This is a genomic window from Rhizobium sp. 16-488-2b, from assembly GCF_017741815.1.
Lineage (GTDB): Bacteria > Pseudomonadota > Alphaproteobacteria > Rhizobiales > Rhizobiaceae > Rhizobium.
Genome location: NZ_JAGHMF010000022.1, coordinates 60,178 through 78,143 on the forward strand (window position 1 = coordinate 60,178; position 17,966 = coordinate 78,143).

At 62.2% G+C, this 17,966-nt stretch carries 20 protein-coding genes; 10 read left to right on the forward strand and 10 right to left on the reverse strand.

Going from position 1 to position 17,966, the window contains the following annotated elements; all coding sequences use genetic code 11:
• Positions 1–360: 360 nt before the first annotated feature.
• The 3 genes from J5286_RS19070 to J5286_RS19080 all read right to left on the reverse strand — a co-directional run bounded on the left by J5286_RS19070 (position 361) and on the right by J5286_RS19080 (position 3,036).
• Entirely contained in the window at positions 361–1,308 is a 948-nt protein-coding gene (locus tag J5286_RS19070; protein ID WP_209191710.1) for a 2-hydroxyacid dehydrogenase, read from the reverse strand.
• 56 nt (positions 1,309–1,364) lie between these two features.
• A complete protein-coding gene (locus J5286_RS19075) occupies positions 1,365–2,387 on the reverse strand; it encodes a LacI family DNA-binding transcriptional regulator (protein ID WP_018901930.1) in 1,023 nt (340 codons plus the stop codon).
• A gap of 136 nt (positions 2,388–2,523) precedes the next feature.
• Positions 2,524–3,036, reverse strand: coding sequence for a MarR family winged helix-turn-helix transcriptional regulator (locus J5286_RS19080; protein ID WP_026283624.1), 513 nt, complete (start codon positions 3,034–3,036; stop codon positions 2,524–2,526).
• A gap of 185 nt (positions 3,037–3,221) precedes the next feature.
• Here J5286_RS19080 and J5286_RS19085 point away from each other — a divergent pair, with 185 nt between their 5' ends.
• The 6 genes from J5286_RS19085 (at position 3,222) to cysE (ending at position 8,047) form a co-directional block, all read left to right on the forward strand.
• Entirely contained in the window at positions 3,222–4,013 is a 792-nt protein-coding gene (locus J5286_RS19085) for a creatininase family protein (protein WP_209191711.1), read from the forward strand.
• Positions 4,014–4,085: 72 nt separating this feature from the next.
• Positions 4,086–4,415 carry a type II toxin-antitoxin system Phd/YefM family antitoxin gene (locus J5286_RS19090; RefSeq protein WP_209191712.1) on the forward strand — a complete coding sequence of 110 codons (330 nt, stop codon included), beginning with the start codon at positions 4,086–4,088 and terminating at the stop codon, positions 4,413–4,415.
• Positions 4,412–4,810: a type II toxin-antitoxin system VapC family toxin gene (locus J5286_RS19095; RefSeq protein WP_209191713.1), complete on the forward strand. Its 399-nt coding sequence runs from the start codon at positions 4,412–4,414 to the stop codon at positions 4,808–4,810. The genes J5286_RS19090 and J5286_RS19095 overlap by 4 nt, the downstream gene beginning before the upstream one ends.
• Before the next feature lie 117 nt (positions 4,811–4,927).
• Positions 4,928–6,061 (forward strand): CobW family GTP-binding protein, encoded by a 1,134-nt coding sequence (locus J5286_RS19100; protein WP_209191714.1) that lies wholly within the window; start codon positions 4,928–4,930, stop codon positions 6,059–6,061.
• Positions 6,061–7,050 carry a WD40 repeat domain-containing protein gene (locus J5286_RS19105; RefSeq protein WP_209191715.1) on the forward strand — a complete coding sequence of 330 codons (990 nt, stop codon included), beginning with the start codon at positions 6,061–6,063 and terminating at the stop codon, positions 7,048–7,050. The genes J5286_RS19100 and J5286_RS19105 overlap by 1 nt, the downstream gene beginning before the upstream one ends.
• Before the next feature lie 187 nt (positions 7,051–7,237).
• A complete protein-coding gene (gene cysE, locus J5286_RS19110; protein WP_209191716.1) occupies positions 7,238–8,047 on the forward strand; it encodes a serine O-acetyltransferase in 810 nt (269 codons plus the stop codon).
• A gap of 11 nt (positions 8,048–8,058) precedes the next feature.
• On the opposite strand, the gene J5286_RS19115 is transcribed toward cysE, so the two are convergent.
• The 3 genes from J5286_RS19115 to J5286_RS19125 all read right to left on the reverse strand — a co-directional run bounded on the left by J5286_RS19115 (position 8,059) and on the right by J5286_RS19125 (position 10,651).
• Positions 8,059–9,216 (reverse strand): GGDEF domain-containing protein, encoded by a 1,158-nt coding sequence (locus J5286_RS19115; protein ID WP_209191717.1) that lies wholly within the window; start codon positions 9,214–9,216, stop codon positions 8,059–8,061.
• A 102-nt stretch (positions 9,217–9,318) separates the two neighbouring features.
• Positions 9,319–10,326, reverse strand: a complete 1,008-nt coding sequence (locus J5286_RS19120) for a serine hydrolase domain-containing protein (protein ID WP_209191718.1) — start codon at positions 10,324–10,326, stop codon at positions 9,319–9,321.
• 94 nt (positions 10,327–10,420) lie between these two features.
• The gene (locus tag J5286_RS19125) at positions 10,421–10,651 is read right to left on the reverse strand and encodes a DUF6719 family protein (RefSeq protein ID WP_209191719.1); all 231 of its coding nucleotides are present in this window, start codon (positions 10,649–10,651) and stop codon (positions 10,421–10,423) included.
• A gap of 606 nt (positions 10,652–11,257) precedes the next feature.
• Here J5286_RS19125 and J5286_RS31565 point away from each other — a divergent pair.
• Positions 11,258–11,392, forward strand: coding sequence for a hypothetical protein (locus J5286_RS31565; protein WP_018901941.1), 135 nt, complete (start codon positions 11,258–11,260; stop codon positions 11,390–11,392).
• Between the two features lie 136 nt (positions 11,393–11,528).
• Here J5286_RS31565 and J5286_RS19130 read toward each other — a convergent pair whose 3' ends face one another.
• Together J5286_RS19130 and odc2 are read right to left on the reverse strand one after the other, a co-directional pair.
• Complete coding sequence (locus tag J5286_RS19130; protein ID WP_209191720.1) at positions 11,529–12,119, reverse strand: GNAT family N-acetyltransferase; 591 nt, start codon at positions 12,117–12,119, stop codon at positions 11,529–11,531.
• A gap of 88 nt (positions 12,120–12,207) precedes the next feature.
• Positions 12,208–13,341 carry an ornithine/lysine decarboxylase gene (gene odc2 / locus J5286_RS19135; protein ID WP_016557019.1) on the reverse strand — a complete coding sequence of 378 codons (1,134 nt, stop codon included), beginning with the start codon at positions 13,339–13,341 and terminating at the stop codon, positions 12,208–12,210.
• 583 nt (positions 13,342–13,924) lie between these two features.
• Here odc2 and J5286_RS19140 point away from each other — a divergent pair.
• The 3 genes from J5286_RS19140 (at position 13,925) to J5286_RS19150 (ending at position 16,688) form a co-directional block, all read left to right on the forward strand.
• Positions 13,925–14,818 (forward strand): LysR family transcriptional regulator, encoded by an 894-nt coding sequence (locus tag J5286_RS19140; protein ID WP_113239394.1) that lies wholly within the window; start codon positions 13,925–13,927, stop codon positions 14,816–14,818.
• A gap of 143 nt (positions 14,819–14,961) precedes the next feature.
• Positions 14,962–15,603, forward strand: coding sequence for a DUF1007 family protein (locus tag J5286_RS19145; protein ID WP_018901947.1), 642 nt, complete (start codon positions 14,962–14,964; stop codon positions 15,601–15,603).
• Complete coding sequence (locus J5286_RS19150; RefSeq protein WP_209191721.1) at positions 15,597–16,688, forward strand: nickel/cobalt transporter; 1,092 nt, start codon at positions 15,597–15,599, stop codon at positions 16,686–16,688. Before J5286_RS19145 ends, J5286_RS19150 begins: the two co-directional genes overlap by 7 nt.
• A 205-nt stretch (positions 16,689–16,893) precedes the next feature.
• On the opposite strand, the gene J5286_RS19155 is transcribed toward J5286_RS19150, so the two are convergent.
• Positions 16,894–17,109: a hypothetical protein gene (locus tag J5286_RS19155; protein WP_209215373.1), complete on the reverse strand. Its 216-nt coding sequence runs from the start codon at positions 17,107–17,109 to the stop codon at positions 16,894–16,896.
• Between the two features lie 108 nt (positions 17,110–17,217).
• Positions 17,218–17,931 carry a tellurite resistance TerB family protein gene (locus tag J5286_RS19160; protein ID WP_209191722.1) on the reverse strand — a complete coding sequence of 238 codons (714 nt, stop codon included), beginning with the start codon at positions 17,929–17,931 and terminating at the stop codon, positions 17,218–17,220.
• Positions 17,932–17,966: the final 35 nt, after the last annotated feature.

Genomic DNA, 17,966 nt, shown 5'->3' on the forward strand with positions numbered 1-17,966 from the left:
AATGCAACGGAGATGGGGAAAGCGGGACGACGCCCATAGACGAGCCTGTCATTGCAGACGTTGGCCGATCTTTGGCGTGGCCTACCCGCTGCCGACGAGACGACACTGCTGACTTCTTGCTGGCGCCAAGTGTCCATGGAAGTCGAGCAAGCGGGACCGTGCTTAGATCCTCGGGGCGAGCCCGAGGATGACGTCGAAAGGATGTTTTCCCCGGCGTTTCAATAGGTTACGGAGATGCGCCATTTACTCAGCCGTCATCCTCGGGCTCGTCCCGAGGATCTAAGCACGCATCCAAGAATGCAACGGGAGTGGATCAAAGAAGAGCGCAGCCACAGAGCATACGCACCGCCCCAAAACCCATCACCCCTTGACGGGCGTCTCGGCCACCGGCGTCAGCGGCTTGCGCGCATCGAACCACCCGACCAGATTGTCGACCACCAGATCGGCCATCGCATTGCGGGTCGGAACCGAGCCCGAGGCGATGTGCGGCAACAACACGGCGTTCGGGAGCGCCATCAGCGCAGCCGGCACCGTCGGTTCGTCATAGAACACGTCGAGACCGGCAGCACCCAAGGCACCTGAAGACAGCGCCTCGATCAGCGCATCCTCGTCGACGGTCCAGCCGCGCCCGACATTGACGAATACGCCATCCGGCCCTAGTGCCTTCAGGATATCGGCATTGACGGTCTTGTGCGTCTGTGGCGTCTTCGGGACGATCGCGATCATCGTATCGACGGCTTCGGCGAGACCCTCCAGCGTCGGATAGTGATCGTAGGGCAGCGCCTCGTTGCGCGAGCGGGTGTGGTAGCTGATCTTCACCTTGAACGGCTCCAGCCGCTTGGCGATCTCCTGGCCGATGCGGCCGAGGCCGTAGAAGCCGACATGGCGGCCCTTCAGCGAGAAACGCGACAGCGGATAGCTCTGCCCCGGCTTCCAGTTGCCGGCGCGCAGCCAGTTTTCGGCGCGCGGAAATTCGCGGATGGTGTTGAGCAGCAGCCCGATCGCGGTGTCTGCCACTTCGTCGTTGAGGACGTCAGGTGTGTTGGTGACCACCACGCCCTTGGTCGCGGCATGCCTGGCATCGACGCTGTCATAGCCGACGCCGAAGCTGGAGATCAGCTCCAGATTGGGCAGCGCATCGATATCGGCGGCGGAGAAGGTGCCCGATACGGCAACGCCGCGAATGCGGCCTGCGGTCTCCGCATCGAGCGACTTGGCGTCGGCCTCGATGACGTCAAAGCCTTCCTTCAGGCGCGCCAGAACGCGCTCGTGCATTTTCCACGGAACGAGAACAGCGGTACGGGACATGACGTTTCCTCTTCGATTTGTCGCGCGCCCTGGATGACTTGGGATGAGGGCGGGGATTATGACCGGGGCCGGAAGGGGCTGGTCGATTGGCGGATGCGCATCTCGGGCTTGATGAGATGGATGCCGTCGGGTTCGTGGCTGCCGGCGAGGCGATCGAGAAGCGCGCGGGCGGCGAGCCGGCCGACTTCGGCCTGGCCGTTCCACACGGTTGTCAGCGCCGGCATCGAGATCGACGCCTCCTCGAGATCGTCATAACCGGTAACGGAAATATCGGTGCCGGGCACCAGGCCGGCGCGGGCGATGCCGTTCATCAGGCCGATGGCGACCAGATCGTTCCAGCAGACGGCGGCCGTGGGCTTCTGCGGCAGGGACAGGAAGTGCACCGCCGCCTCGAAGCCGCCCTGCATCGAGCGGGGGCCCGGAATGCGCAAGCCGGGATCGACCTCGATCTCCGCCTTGCGCAGCGCGTTGACATAGCCCTGGTACCGGTCGCGGCCGGTGGACGTCTGGTCGGTGCCGCCGATCATGGCGATCGAACGATGGCCGAGGCCGATCAGATGATTGGTGGCAAGCGAGATGCCGTAGCTGTCGTCGCCGCGATAGGTCGGCAGCTCCGATCCGTCCATCGAGCGGGCGACGAGAATGGCCGGCATGCCGTTGTCCTCGGCAAGCTGCATGTCCTCCGGCGGCGTGCCGATCGCCGGCGACATGATGACGCCATCGCCGCCGAGCTGCAGCAGCGTCTCGATGAAAGTGCGCTGCTTTTCGACGGAATCGTAATGGTTGGAGAGAATGAAGGTGTGCCGGCTGCGGTCGAGCTCGCTTTCGATCGCCTTCAGGATTTCCCCGTAGAACGGGTTCATGATGTCGTGCACGACGACGCCGATGATGCCCGAGCGCGAGGTGCGCAGGCTGGCGGCGCGGCGATTGTAGATATAGCCGAGCGCGCGCGCCTGTTCCTTGATCTTGTCGCGGGTGGCGCCGGCGACCAGCGGACTGTCGCGGAGCGCCAGGGATACGGTTGCGGTGGAAATGCCGAGCGTTTCGGCGATCGTCGAAAGCTTGATCTTCTGCGCCACTGTGCCTCCCGGATCGCGCGGAAGGACTGTGACGCGCGATGAACATATGCACCCGGCCAGCTGTGAGCCGAGCGTCCTTAAAATGTTTAATTAAAAGATTAAACCGGAGCAGGCAATTTCTAATTTCACAAAACCGTCAGATTTCATCCGGCTCGTCGAGCACGATGGCATCGGCCTGCAGATTGCCGTCGATCGCCTTCAGAAGCCGCACCAGATTGCGGATTTCCTTCTCGGAAAAATCGAGCGTCGCCAGCCGGTCGCAGGCTGTCGCGGCCTGTTCGATGGCAGCAACACTGCCGCGGCCGAGATCGGTGAGGTAGACCTTGGTGAGGCGCGCGTCGTCGGCATCGGCCTTGCGCTCGAGAAAGCCCTGCGCCTCCATGCGGCCGATCGTGCGCGTCATGGTCGGCGCCTTGACGCCGAGCTTGTGCGCCAAGGCGCCTGCCGTCATGCCGTCGCTTTCGGCGAGCGACGTGATCACGCCATCCTGCCCGGCATAGAGCCCGCTCTCCAGAAGGTTGCGGGAGAGCACGGTGCGCATCGAGCGGGCGGCCTGCGTCAAAGCCGGCGAAAGATCGACCACCGTATACTCGGTCTGGTCCTTCTTCTTCGACTTCTGCTTCTTGCCGTCCTTGTGCTTCTTACCCATTGCCGTCCCTTTGATCTTGCCGCGCCCTGCACCCAATTGAGGTTGTGAGGGACGGCAACAGTTTCATTTGGCGCCTAAGCCTTCCTCCAAATCCATTTTGATTTAAAGGCTTATGCATTAAGCATTGAGATCGTTGCGTTATGACATTGCGCATGATCTCGTCATAAACAAGAGGCCTTAGCCGGATGAACGCGCCAGCGACCGAGTTCGACGACCACGATCCGCAATTTTCTGGTGCGGAGCGCGAGCGGCACATCGTTGTCCTGCCGCTCGGCGCCCATGAACAGCACGGCCCTCACCTTCCCTTCGATACCGACACGCTGATCGCCGACGGCATCGTTAGCAGGCTCAAAACCGCGCTTCCCAAGACCCTTCCGGTGACCTTCCTGCCGACGGAATCAGTCGGCTACTCAATCGAGCATATGGATGTGACAGGAACGCAAACGCTATCCTACGGCGAGGCGATCGAACGCTGGCTCGGCATTGCCGGCAAATTGTCGCGACAGGGCATCCGCAAATTCGTCATGCTCAACGCCCATGGCGGCAATTCTCCGCTGATGACTGTTGTCGCCACCGAAGCCCGCGTGCGCTTCAACATGCTCGCCGTCGCCACCAGCTGGACCCGCTTCGGCCTGCCCGATGGGGTGATCTCGCCGGAAGAAAAGGCGATCGACATCCACGGCGGCGACATCGAGACCTCGGTGATGCTGGCGCTGCACCCGGACAAGGTGGACATGGCGAAAGCCGAGAACTTCCCCTCCCGCCAATCCGACTTCGCCGTCCGCTACAAGCACCTGCGCGCCTACGGCCCCCACGCCTTCGGCTGGAAAATGTCCGACCTCAACGATAAAGGCGTCGCCGGCAACGCGGCCAAGGCGACCGCCGCAAAAGGCGAGGCGCTGATCGCCCACGCGGTGAAGGGGCTGGTGGAATTGCTGGAGGATGTGGACGCCTTCGACGTGGACACGCTGACATAGCGGGCCGCTTGTATCGGCGCGGGGTTTTTATCATATTGATTGCAATCGCAGTGGCTCACCAAGGAGGCCCGCATGCGCATTTCCGTGAAAGAGGCTGAAGGTCAGCTGACAGAACTGGTCCGCCTTGCCAATCAGGGCGAAGAGATTGTGCTGACGCAGGATGGCCAGCCCGCCGTTCGGCTCGAGCCGGTTACCGGCTTTATCAAGGACCCGGTCAAACGAGGCGAGCTTATTCGGCGCCTGCAGGAGGACGTCAGGGTGAAGCAACTGATGACCCGTGAGGAGAAGTCCCGGCTGATCGACAGACTGCAGGAAGAGGTACGGCAGTTGAACCTGCCACCCGGCCCGGACGCCGCTCATAGCCAGGATTTCCTCTACGACGAAGACGGCCTGCCGAAGTGATCGCCGTCGACACGTCGGCATTGATCGCGATCTTGGCAAACGAACCGCAGGCACCTTCCTGCCGCAAGATATTCGAAAGCGAGGAGCTGATCCTGGTGTCGGCCGGGACGGTGCTTGAGGCGCTAATCGTCGCAGCAAGGAGAGGGATGTCCAACCAGATGAGCACGATTCTTTCGGCCATCACCGTGAAGATTGTCGACGTCACCCCAGCCCGCGCAGAACTCGCGGCAGCCGCCTACCGTTCGTGGGGCAAGAACTTCCATTCTGCTTCCCTAAACTTCGGCGATTGCTTCGCCTACGCCACGGCGAAGGAATTCAATTGCCCCCTGCTTTTCATCGGCAATGACTTCGCCCAGGCCGATATCCCATCGGCTATCGCGGCCTCCACATCCTAATGTGATCTTATAACATACGAATCCCTTTGAACTGCCGCGCCGCACCCCTTATATGAGACGACGAATTTGAAAGGCCCGGGACAAACCCCGAGCAAGCCCCCACCTATCGAGGTTCTCATGACCGACGCTCTCCAGACGCAACCCAAGCCCATCCCCGTCACTGTTCTCACCGGCTACCTCGGCGCCGGCAAGACGACGCTGTTGAACCGCATCCTGACGGAAGCGCATGGCAAGAAGTATGCCGTCATCGTCAACGAGTTCGGCGAGATCGGCATCGACAACGACCTCATCGTCGAATCCGACGAAGAAATCTACGAGATGAACAATGGCTGTGTCTGTTGCACGGTGCGCGGCGACCTGATCCGTGTCGTCGAAGGCCTGATGCGCCGCCCCGGCCGCTTCGACGGCATCATCGTCGAAACGACGGGCCTTGCCGATCCGGTGCCGGTTGCCCAGACCTTCTTCATGGATGACGACGTCCGCGCCAAGACCGAGCTCGATGCCGTGGTCGCCCTAGTCGACGCCAAGCACCTGCCGCTGCGCCTGAAGGACAGCCGCGAGGCCGAAGACCAGATCGCCTTTGCCGACGTCGTGCTGATCAACAAGACCGACCTCGTCACCCCGGAAGAACTGGCGCAGATCGAAGACGTCGTGCGCGCCATCAACCCGTCGGCCCGCGTCTACAAGACCAGCCGCTCCGGCGTCGATCTCGCCCGCGTGCTCGACCAGGGCGCCTTCAACCTGGAACGCGCGCTGGAAAACGACCCGCACTTCCTCGACCACGATCACCCCGACCATGTCTGCGGTCCCGATTGCGGCCACGACCACCATCATCACGCGCACGACCATGATCACGATCATCACCACCACGATCATGACCACGGGCACGACCATCACCATGATCACGGACACGACCACCATCACCACGGCGCCGTCTCCCCGATCCACGACGTGACGGTGCAGTCGGTTTCGCTGCGCGGCGGCGAGATGAACCCGGATCGTTTCTTCCCCTGGATCCAGAAGATCACCCAGACGCAGGGCCCGAACATCCTGCGCCTCAAGGGCATCATCGCGTTTAAGGGCGATGCCGAGCGCTATGTGGTTCAGGGCGTGCACATGATCATCGAAGGCGACCACCAGCGCGCCTGGAAGGACGGCGAGAAGCGCGAGACGCGTCTCGTCTTCATCGGCCGCGAGCTTGACCGCGAAAAGCTCGAAGCTTCCTTCAAGGCGTGCGAGGCCGCTGCCTGATGCCGACTGTTGCCCCGTTTGATCTCGACGGCCATATCCTGGCCGTCGAATTTTTAGGTGATACCCCTTTCTTCGCCAGCGCCACCGGCACGTTTCACCGGCTGGATGGCTCTGAGAAAGTCACAGAAGCCCATCAGGGCATGCTCACCTGCATCCGCGATCCCTATAGCGAAAGCCTGATTTCGGGCGGCGAAGACGGCAAGGTGCTGCGGATTGCCGCCGATGGCAGCGTCACCGAGCTGGCGCATGCGCCGCGCAAGTGGATCTCGCAGCTCGCCGCCGGCCCGCAGGGTGCCATCGCCTATTCCCACGGCAAGAGCGCGATCGTTCGCCTCGCCGACGGCGCCACCCGCGAATTCACCGAGGAACGCACCGTCGAAGGCCTCGCCTTTGCCCCCAAGGGCATGCGCGTCGCCGCCGCCCGCTATAATGGCGTGTCGCTGCATTGGGTCGTGGGCGAAGCCAAGCCCGTCGATCTCGAATGGAAAGGCGCTCATACCGGCGTCACCTTCTCGCCGGATGGCAACTTCCTCGTCACGACCATGCAGGAAAACGCGCTCCACGGCTGGAAGCTCGACACCAAGCCTGGCGCCGAAGCCCGCCACATGCGCATGACCGGCTACCCCGCCAAGGTCAAGTCGCTCTCCTGGTCGGCCAAGGGCAAGTGGCTGGCCTCATCAGGCGCACCGGCCGCCATCGTCTGGCCGTTCTCCGGCAAGGACGGCCCGATGGGCAAGGCGCCGCTCGAACTCGGCACCCGCGCCAACATTATGGCGACATCGGTCAAGTTCCACCCGGCCGAAGATATCCTCGCTATTGGTTTCATCGACGGCATGATCCTCGCCGTTCGCCTCGCCGACAGCAAGGAAGCGCTGATCCGCCGCCCCGGCAAGGGTGCGATCACGGCCATGAGCTGGAGCAAGAACGGCAAGCTGCTGGCCTTCGCCTCGGAAGCCGGCGATTGCGGCGTGGTCGATATCGCCGCCTAAAGCATGTCGCACAAAACTGTGCAGCGGTTTTGCGGCACCGACATGCGACAGAACAAAAACTTAAAGCGTGACGAGCGAATCCGAAGGATCGCGACACGCTTTAAGACACATATCCCGAGACTGGCCACCGGTTTCGGGATAAGACACGCTTGAAAACAGTTGGCGTGAAAACAGAGAGCTTAGCCAGATGTCGCAGACCAGAACCGCCATCGCCGAAACCGCAGCCGCCAACGATGCCTCGGCATGGGTGTTGATCCGCGCCGAGGCCCTGGCGCTCTGCGAACGCGAACCGGTCTTGCGGCCTCTTTTGACATCGCAGGTGATCGAGGCTGCGGATAGCGCGACAATCGTTGCCCGCGTGCTCGCCGCGCGCCTGTCGCGCGCCGATGTCGATACGGCGGCTCTGACGACGCTCCTCCAGGAGACGCTGACCCCTGATATCCTGACCGATATCCAGGCCGACCTTATGGCGGTGCGCAAGCGCGATCCGGCCTGCACGACCTATCTGCATGCGCTGCTAAATCTGAAGGGCTTCCACGCCCTGCAGATCCACCGCGCCGCCCACAAACTGTGGAATGACGGCCGCGTCGAGGTCGCCAGCTGGCTGTCTAATCTCGCCTCACTGGTCTTCGGCCCGGATATCCACCCGGCATCAAGGATCGGCTCCGGCATCATGCTCGACCACGGCTCCGGTATCGTCATTGGCGAAACGGCCGTTATCGAGGACGAGGTCTCCATCCTGCAGGGCGTCACGCTCGGCGGCACCGGCAAGGAAACCGGAGACCGCCACCCGAAAATCCGTCGCGGCGTGATGATCGGCGCCGGCGCCAAGATCCTCGGCAATATCGAGATCGGCGCCTTTAGCAAGGTGGCGGCCGGCAGCGTGGTGGTGAAGCCGGTTCCGGCCCATTGCACGGTGGCCGGCGTCCCGGCAGCGGTGGTGCGCATCCATTCGGCCAGCGAAATCCCTGCCGAGAGCATGGACCAGAATATCTGAGCCTAAACTGGCTAAGCCGCCTGCTCCTGCGCCGGCGATGCCTCCACCCGGTCGCGGCCCTGGCGCTTGGAGGCGTAGAGCGCCGTATCGGCCCGCCCCAGAAGCTTCTTGAAGTCGATATCCGGGCCACTGCAGGCGGCGACGCCGATGCTGAGCGTCGGAAGCGACGCGAACACCGCCATCGCCGAAACCTGCTCCGAAAACGCCAGCCGCATCCGCTCGGCGACGGCAATCGCCCCATCCTCGGCGATATTCTTCAGCACCACGAGAAACTCGTCGCCGCCGTGGCGCGACAGGAGATCATCGGGCCCCAGCACGCTGCGCGCCGCACTTGAAAACAGCCGGAGCACATCGTCTCCGACAAGATGACCGTGCTGATCGTTCAGCTGCTTGAAGTGATCGATATCGACCACCAGGAGCGCCAACGCGTGGGCGTCACGCACCGGCAGCCGCTGCGCCAGCCCGCCGCGGTTGAGCGCGCCCGTCAGCGGATCATGATGCGCCAGCGCGATCAGTTCGCTCCTGTTGCGCTCGGCCGCCATCAGCACGATCAGCATGCTGCGCAGCGCCAGGAAGATGACCGCCGTCGATGCCATCCAGCTATGGGCGACGGTGGCGCCATAGGGATCAGGACCCGCAATTTCGCCGGTCGCCGCCATGACGCTGCGCACCAGGAAAATCGCCGCCGTCGGCAGATAGAGCCATGCCAGCAGCCCCGCCGAGAAAAGCTTCTCGCGCCGGTGGATGCCGATACCCTCGCGCAGTACCGCCAGATCGCACAGGCAGCAGATGGCCGACACATAGAACAACCGCACCGACACGGACATATCGCCGGAGGGCAGAGCCGCAACCGGGAGGCTGATGCAGACGAGCGCCAGCGCACAAACGCGCATCGACGCCGGCCGGCCGGCGAGCACGCGGATGGCGAAGAAGGACAGCAGGTAGCCGGCGATGGTCAGCACATTGCCCAGCTGGATCGACAGCACATAGGGGATGAAATTGCGCAGGCAAACGAGCAACGTGCCGATGCCGAGCACCAGATAGCTGGCGCCCCACCAGGCCGGCCAGCGGCCAAACCGCCCGGTCCAATAGCTCACCATATGCGCGCTACCGAGAACCAGAAGCGTCATGGCGGAGACGACGTAGATCGTCCGCAGATCCAAAATCATGTACGCGCCTCCAATTCACCGGCGCGGACACGTTACGAGATCGCTATTGCGTTTTGATTGGAACGCTCGGTCGCATTTTAATCAATGCACTGAAAAGCCCGCTCAGACAGGGCGTGCGGCGGCTATGATCTCGGAGAGAAGCCCGTGCAGCGCATCGCGATAGCCGGTTCTCGCCGACGGGCCGTTTTCGTCTGACGTCATCACAACGGTGAGCTTCAGCGACGGCACGATATAGAGCATCTGCCCGCCGTAACCCCAGCCGAAATGCACTTGCTCGCCGCCGATCTGCCGCGAGAACCAGCCGTAACCGTAGTCATCGCCCGAGAAGCGCGAATTGGTGCGGTGCTGCCAGGACTGGACGACCCAGTCGGCGGGAACGACCTGCGTGCCATCTGGAGCCTTGCCGCCATTGCGGTAGAGCTCGCCGAAGGCAAGCAAGGAGCGAGCGGTCATCGCCATCTGATTGCCGCCGAGGTAGATCCCCTGCGGATCCCGCTCCCATGCACCGATGCGAAAGCCATCGACCGGCGCCAGCCACTCCCGTGCCAGGGCGAGCGTCGATTTCCCGCCGACCTTGGTCAGGATCGCCGAGAGCAGATGGGTCGAGGCTGTGGAATAGAGCATCTGCCCGCCGGGCTCATCGGCGAACGGCTGCGCAAGAGCGAACCGCACCCAGTTGCGCGACGACACGAAGCGCCCGTAATCGGGACCGGACAGGCGACCAAGCCCCGCCTGCATCGAGAGCAGGTTGCCGATGGTGATCTGGCCGAGCCTCGGATCCGGATTGTCGGGCAGGTCGGCTTTCAGGATCGGCGCGATCTTCTGGTCCGGCCCTTCCAGCAGGCCCTTGCCGATAGCGATGCCGACGAGGCTCGAGATGATCGACTTGGAGGCCGACTTGATGTTGACGGATTCACGCGTCGAATGGCCGCGATAGCCGTGCTCGGCGATGAGCTCGCCATCCCTGGCGACGATGACAGCCTTCAGCGGCCGCAGCTCCTCTCGTGACGCGCCGCCATCAAGCAGCGTGGCAACCGCGTTCGGCTGCTGCGCGAAGGCGACGGCCGGCGTGAGCGACAGGATGACGAGAAGTGCGAGGCGCTTGATCATGCGCCACTATCTATGACGGGCGGCCGATCAAATCATCGGCCGTCCCTTCAAACTCACATGGATGTGAAACCTTATGATCGCGCTTGGCTCAAGATCATTGATGCACGCATTTTCGGTTCATCTGGGGGCGCTTCTGCGCCTTGGTGAATTTCGCGATCATCCCCGCCGGACATTTCTTGTCGTCGAAGAGCACGGATTCTCCGGGTGCCATCGTCTCGGCGGTCGGCTTCGCCGTCACCGTCTTGATTGCCGCAAAGGACGTCGACGCGCCCGCTAACGACAGCAGGCAGGCGGCGGAAAGGGAAAGAAGTAGAGACCGTATCATATGCTCACCCTCACGTTTTAGTGATCACTAAAATAAATTCCTACGGAATCACGCTGGCGGCAAGTCCTGCGATCGGTGGGCAGCACGAATGTCCGCGCGCGGTCTGTCCGCGGCGGTGAAAAAGGGAGAAGGCAGGCGGTCGAGGTATGGGGTAGTGGATGTCAGGCTGGTCCGCCTGCCCGATCGTTTCAGGCTTTCCGGCTTCATCAGACCGACAGGAGCGTCTCTCGATCTGGCGTCCCCGGACGAATCATCTGCCCTGACGGCATCCGATTCGACCTTTCGCGACCGTCATCGAGCGCCGAATTATGAACGGAGACCGAACCGGTTCATGAACCCGGCTCCCTGCTCGATGACGCGTTCATGATGCGCCGACCCTACGCCATGGGGATGATTCTCGCCCATATTTTCATCCATATGATTGTTTTTTCTACATTTTATTAGAACGAAAAGTGAATTTCTTCCCCATAAAGGCGAAGCTGCAGTGTTGCTAAAATATCGTTAAAATTTACCGTCACAGTTTTTTGTTCATCTGGCGTTCAGAAAACTCTTGGGAAAGCCGACTTTTGCGCTCACATTAGATACCAGAGAACTAGGAGTGCATGAATGATTCTTAAGGCCACAGCCGCAGCGACCATATTCGCGGTCTATGCTTTCACGATGTTTTTCATCGCCGCCATACCGGACAATATCGTACAGACTGCCGGGACACAGCTGGTCGACGCAAGCGTCGTCAAGTAAGCGCCGCTAGAAAACGGCGAAGCGTATACAGAGGGGATAATAGTCCACCGGCTCTTCCGGCGCCCCTTCAAACTGATTTCCTGAAAGTGGAAATGAAACAAAAAAGCCCCTCCCTTTAGGGGAGAGGCTTAGCCGATCAGGCCGCCCTGCGGATCGGCGCGCTGGCCAGCATCCGCCCCGTTGGGACGATCATGCCGGCCGCGCCGTCAAGCCAGCCCTCGACAAGCTCGAGCGCCAGAAAGCGCGAGCGTTCGAACGGACCAGGCATGACGAGATGCTGAGCCTTTGCGGCAAAGAAGCCGAAACGCTCGTAATAGGGGGCATCGCCCACAAGCAGGATGGCGCCGTGACCACGGGTCTTGGCTTCCAGCATGGCGGCGCGCATCAGCGCCGAGCCGACACCCTTGCCCTCGAAGCTGGAATCGACCGCCAGCGGTCCGAGCAGCAGCGCGTCGATCGCAGTGCCATCGGCATTGACGCCGGCTTCGACGTTCCACAAGCGCACGGTGCCGATCACGTGACCGTCGCGATCACGCGCGACCAGCGCCAGGCCTTCGGCCGGAACGCGGCCACGGCGAATCTTTTCCGACGACTTGCGGCGACGGTTCGGGCCCATGGCGCGATCGAGCAGGGTCTCGCGCGCAACGACATCGCCGGCATTCTCGGCGTCGATGGTGAAAATGGAATGCGCAAAGAATGCGCGGACAGAATCAAGAACAGCGGCCATCGTGGCCTCCCGAACTCAAAACCGTTTCAAACGGTATCGTCAGATCATTGTGAGGGTGCCGCCCCGGCTGGCTACGGGGCCGGCGGTATCAGATGATGTAGGCCTTCAGCGGCTCGAAGCCGTTGAACGCGACCGCCGAGTAGGTGGTCGTGTAGGCGCCGGTGCCTTCGATCAGGATCTCGTCGCCGATCGAAAGAGTGAGCGGCAGCGGATAGAGGTTCTTCTCGTAAAGCACGTCAGCCGAGTCGCAGGTCGGGCCGGCGATGACGCAGGGCTCCATTTCGTCGCCGTCGCGCTCGGTGCGGATCGGGTAACGAATGGCTTCGTCCATCGTTTCGGCCAGACCGCCGAACTTGCCGATGTCGAGAAACACCCAGCGAGCGGCGTCGTTGTCCGACTTCTTCGAGATCAGCACGACTTCCGTCTTGATGACGCCGGCGTTGCCGACCATGCCGCGGCCCGGCTCGATGATCGTCTTCGGCAGGTTGTTGCCGAAGTGGTCGCGAAGGCTCTGGTAGATCGCACGACCGTAAGCTTCCGCCGACGGAACGTCGCGCAGGTACTTGGTCGGGAAGCCGCCGCCCATGTTGACCATCTGCAGGTGGATGCCCTGCTTGGCCAGCTGAACGAAGACGCGCTTGGCATCGGCAAGAGCCGCATCCCAGGCATCGACCTTGGTCATCTGCGAACCGACGTGGAACGACACGCCGTAGGATTCGAGACCGAGCTGATGCGCGTAGACGAGAACGTCGACGGCCATCTGCGGCACGCAGCCGAACTTGCGCGACAGCGGCCATTCGGCGCCTTCGCCATCGGTCAGGACGCGGCAGAACACGCGGGCGCCGGGAGCGGCACGCGAGATCTTCTCGACTTCCTCGTGGCTGTCGACTGCAAAGAGGCTGACGCCGAGCGCATGCGCACGGGCAACGTCGCGTTCCTTCTTGATCGTGTTGCCGTAGGAGATACGGGCAGCGGTCGCACCAGCGTTGAGCGCCATTTCGATTTCGGCGACGGACGCGCAATCGAAGTTGGAGCCCATGTCGGCGAGCAGCTTCAAGACTTCTGGAGCCGGGTTTGCCTTGACGGCGTAGTAGATGGCGCTGTCCGGCATGGCGTGACGGAAAGCGGAGAAATTGTCGCGCACGACGTCGAGGTCGACCACGAGGCAGGGACCGTCGGGACGTCGGGTTGCGAGAAAGTCGCGGATGCGCTGAGTGGTCATATCGATTCCCTTTTCAATTCCAGAGCTCCGGAAAAACCGGAGGACAAAGGGCAGCCGATCACTCGCATAGGAACCAGCCGGTGGAGACCCCGGAACCTTAGCAAGCGCTCGAATGCGCGAATGATGAATCAACGCCGCGAAAGCGACATGAATCCGGCTTTGTCTGCCATGGATTGGAGGGTATTCCCTACCGCACTTCCGGCAATGAAGGTGTGCCTCTTCAGTAACCCCCGCTGATGGAAAGCAGGGAGAGAACAAAAAGGCCCGCACCGTCGTTGCTTCAGGCGTCCTCGCATTTTCCGGTTGGCCGGAATAGCGACTGGAGGGGTTAATTCCAGGTACCTTACCGATTTCCTCACCAATTCGAGGGTTCGGCGGACACCCATGGGCACGTGCGACTTTGGGCTGACGTCGAGATAAGAATATTCGCCGTCATAATCAAGAGTTTTTTTGGGGTTGCGCAAAAAAACGAAAAACGCCAGCCCACTTGTGTGGACCTATTGCCGCATGAACACCGCGCTTGCCTTTGCTGTAGGATTATCTGATTGATATTCCGGATATAAATCAGGATCGCAAAGCACTCATGGACACCCTCACCCGCATCCGCGCCTTCATCGACGTCGTCGAAGCCGAGGGTTTTTCCGCCGCCGCCCGCAAGACCGGCCGGTCCAAGGCGCTGCTGTCGAAATATGTCCGCGAGCTCGAGGATGAGCTCGGCGCGCTGCTGTTGAACCGCACCACCCGCCAGTTTTCGATGACCGAGGCCGGCCACACCTATTATCGCACCGCCTCCGACATCCTGAAGGAGATCGACAACCTTGCCGATCTCGTGCGCGAGAACAACGCGCAGCTGAAGGGCAAGCTGAAGATCTCGGTGCCGCGCACCTATGTCGATGCCGATGTCGGCCAGTCGCTGATCGACTTCGCCCGCGAAAACCCTGATCTCCAGCTGGAAATCTCCGCCGACGACCGCTTCGTCGACCTGATCGAGGAAGGCTTCGACGTCGCGATCCGCGTGACGAAGCTCGAGGATTCCGGCATGATCGCCCGCAAGATCTCGGATTTCCGCATTCATCTCTGCGCCACGCCGGAGTTTCTGGAGCGTCATCCGCAGTTGCAGAACCCGGCCGATCTCTCGAACGTGCCCTTCATCATCGACACCAACTCGCGCAACCAGGGCAGCATCCGCTTCCAGAACCCCGACGGCACCTCGTTTGCCGTCGCCGTCTCCGGCCCGATCGAGGTCAACAGCCCGCATGCGACGCTACGCGCCGCACTGTCAGGCATCGGCATCGCCTTCATTCCCGATTTCATCGCCCGCAAGCCGATTGAGAGCGGCGAGCTGGTGACGCTGTTCAACGACTATATCGCCACCGATCGCGGCATCTACGCGGTCTATCCGCACCGCCGCTACCTACCCGCCAAGGTGCGCATTTTCGTCGACTATCTTCACAATTGGTTCAAGAAGCACCCCTAAGCCGAACCCAAGGAAATCCGGTCCCAATTCGGTCCCATTTTCCGGCAAGATCGCAGCAACTGATTTGGGCCGCCCCACCCGGATTTATCGCCTTTCCGGCAACCGAACCTGGCCCGAACTCTAGAGATGAAGTTAGCGGACGCATGAAGATATCGACTTTCCTGACGGCCGGCTTTCTGACGCTCGTGCCCGCCGCAGCCTTCGCACATCCGCATATCTTCGTGGAGGCACGCCTGGAGGTGGTCGCCGGCGATGACGGCAATATCGCCGAATTCCGCAACGTCTGGCGCTTCGACGAGGTCTTCACCTCCTCGGTCGTCATGGATTTCGACAAGAACACCGACCTGAAGCTGGAGCCGAACGAGCTCGCCGAAGTCGGCAAGACGGTTCGCGATTCGCTGGCCGACTATGATTACTACATGAACCTGACGATGAACGGGAAGAACATCACGGTTCAGAAGCCCGACATCATCCATGTCGACTACCGCGACGGCCAGCTCCTGATGTTCTTCGCCGTCAAGCCGGTCGAGAAGATGCCGTTGAAGGGCAACCTCACCTTCGGCGTCTACGATCCGACGCTCTACACCTCGATCGACTTTCCGACCGACAAGGAGATGATCCTCGTCGGCGACGCGTTCAAGGCTTGCAAGCACCAGGTGGTCAGGCCCGATGCTGACCAGGTGATCTCGCAGAACAAGCAATCGCTGACCGACGCCTTCTTCAACGATCCGACCGGCACCAACATGTCGAAGCTCTTCGCCACCAAGCTGGACGTCACATGCTGAGGCGCAAGCCCACGCTGCTGCTCTACGCTGCCGGCCTGCTGCTCGTGACCGGCCTTGCCGCCGCGCATGCGCAATCGCCGCTCGGCATCGGCACGGCGGAGCCGAGCTTCCAACCCTCCGGCGGCCCGCTGGCGCCGCTCTTTCTCTACATCAATCACGAACAGCAGGCCTTCTATCGCGCGCTGACCAACGCGCTGAAGGCGATGCGCGAGGATCCCTGGCAGCTCGGCACGCTGGTCGGCCTGTCGTTTGCCTATGGCGTCTTCCACGCCGCCGGCCCCGGCCACGGCAAGGCCGTGATCTCTTCCTACATGATCGCAAACGAGATCGAACTGAAGCGCGGCGTCGCCATCTCCTTCGTCTCGGCCTTCGTCCAGGGAGTGGTGGCGATCCTGCTTGTCGGCGGCGCCTGGCTGGTGCTGCGCGGCTCGGGCATCACGCTCACCATGGCCACGCAGGCGATGGAGATCGCAAGCTTCGTCATGGTCATCCTCTTCGGCCTGTGGCTCTTGCTGCGCAAGCTGCGCACCATCATCCCGGCCTTCCAGCCAAGGCAGGAAGCGCTGGCATCAGGCCCCGTCAGCATGATGCTCGACTGGCAGGACGCAGACCAGCGCGGCGAAAACACCTCCTACGCCTTCGGCGAAACCCAGGCCGCCAAGGCCGGCCACAAGTTCATTTCAGGCATGGCCTGCGAGACCTGCGGCCAGTCGCACATGCCCGACCCGGCGATGCTCGGCGCCGAAAAGTTCAGCATCCGCGAGGCCTGGTCGGCAATCGTCGCCGTCGGCCTGCGCCCCTGCTCCGGCGCGCTGCTGGTGCTCACCTTCTCCTTGCTGAACGGCCTCTATCTCGGCGGCGTTCTCTCGGTCTTCGCCATGTCGCTTGGCACCGCCATCACCGTCGCCATCCTCGCCACCCTTGCCGTCACTGCCAAAGGCACAGCCATGCGGCTTGCCGGCCACGGCTCGCGCGTTTCGACCTGGGTGGGCAACGGCATCGAGCTCTTTGGCGCGCTGCTTGTCATCGTGATGGGTGCGCTGTTGCTCGGCGCGTCGCTGCAGGGCGTGGGGTTTGGTGGGTAGGTTTGGTTGGTGGTAAGTTGATTGGTGAAAGTGTGCCGTGAGGCCCCCCTCATCCGACCCTTCGGGCCACCTTCTCCCCGCTGGGGCGAAGGGAAGATGGAGCGAGCGGCCCGCCACGAGTCTCTTCTCCCCCGCGGGGAGAAGGTGCCGGCAGGCGGATGAGGGGGCCACACGGCAAAACCCAAATAAAGGCTACCCTAACCCCTCACCCACCCCGCCGACGCTGATACCGCGCCCGCAGCCAGAACACCGCGAAAAACGCCATCACCAGACACACGCCGACGACGATCGCCAGCGTCGGCGAGTAGTTGCCGATCCACAGCACCACCGACGGCAGGAAATAGATGACGAGCCCCGCGCAGACGCGGATGATCGCAGCGGCAATCGCCGGCGAGCGGCGTTCGGATCTGGGGTCGGCCATGCGATAATCTCCTGCGGGTGAGGAGAAGGGCTTAGGCCAGCCGCCGGCGAAAGGCAACTGGCCGTGGTGGCAGGCTTGCCAATCGTCAAACGGCAAGCCTTATTCCGCTCAGGCCGTGACCTTGGCGGACGACACGGTCGCGTCGATATGGTCGAGCAGCGCGTCCGGCAGGCCGAGGCGGCCGGCGAGCAGGTCGAGATAGCCGCGTTCGGCGCGGGTATCGGGATTGATGGTCAGCCGCGTCGCGGTATAGAGCTCGACCTTCTGCTCCTCGGTGCGCGCGGCAGCCACGAGATCGTCGATATCGACGGGGTTGGCGAGTTCGTTGCGCAGGAAGGCCTCGGCTTCCGAGCCGAGATCGACTTCGCGCACCTTTTCCATGATGTTGGCGCGCTCGGCATCGTCGATATGGCCATCGGCCTTGGCGGCGGCGATCATCGCGCGGATCAGCGTCAGGGCGAAATCATTGGAGAGCTGCGGCCCTTCCAGGCTGAAGGCCGAATCCGGCGGCGGCAGCGCGATCGGCTGGCCGGTCGTTGCGGCAAGCTGCGGTGCTGCCTCCGGCGACTTGCCGGACTGATAGTTCTTGTAGGCGAGATAACCGAGGCCGGCGACGGCCGCGAGCCCGCCGATCGTCGCGACATTGCCGGCGATGTTGCGGCCGGTCTTGGTGCCGAGCACGGCGGTCGCAAGGGCCCCTGCCTTCCACGGATTGTTCTTGGCCATCTCGATCGCGCCGCCCGCCCGCTCGCGAACGCTGCCGCCGACACCCGGAATCTGCGATCCCAGAAACTGCTCAAGAAGCTTCTTCGCGTCGAACATACCTGATTGTCTCCCTTTTGATGATGTTGGGGAGA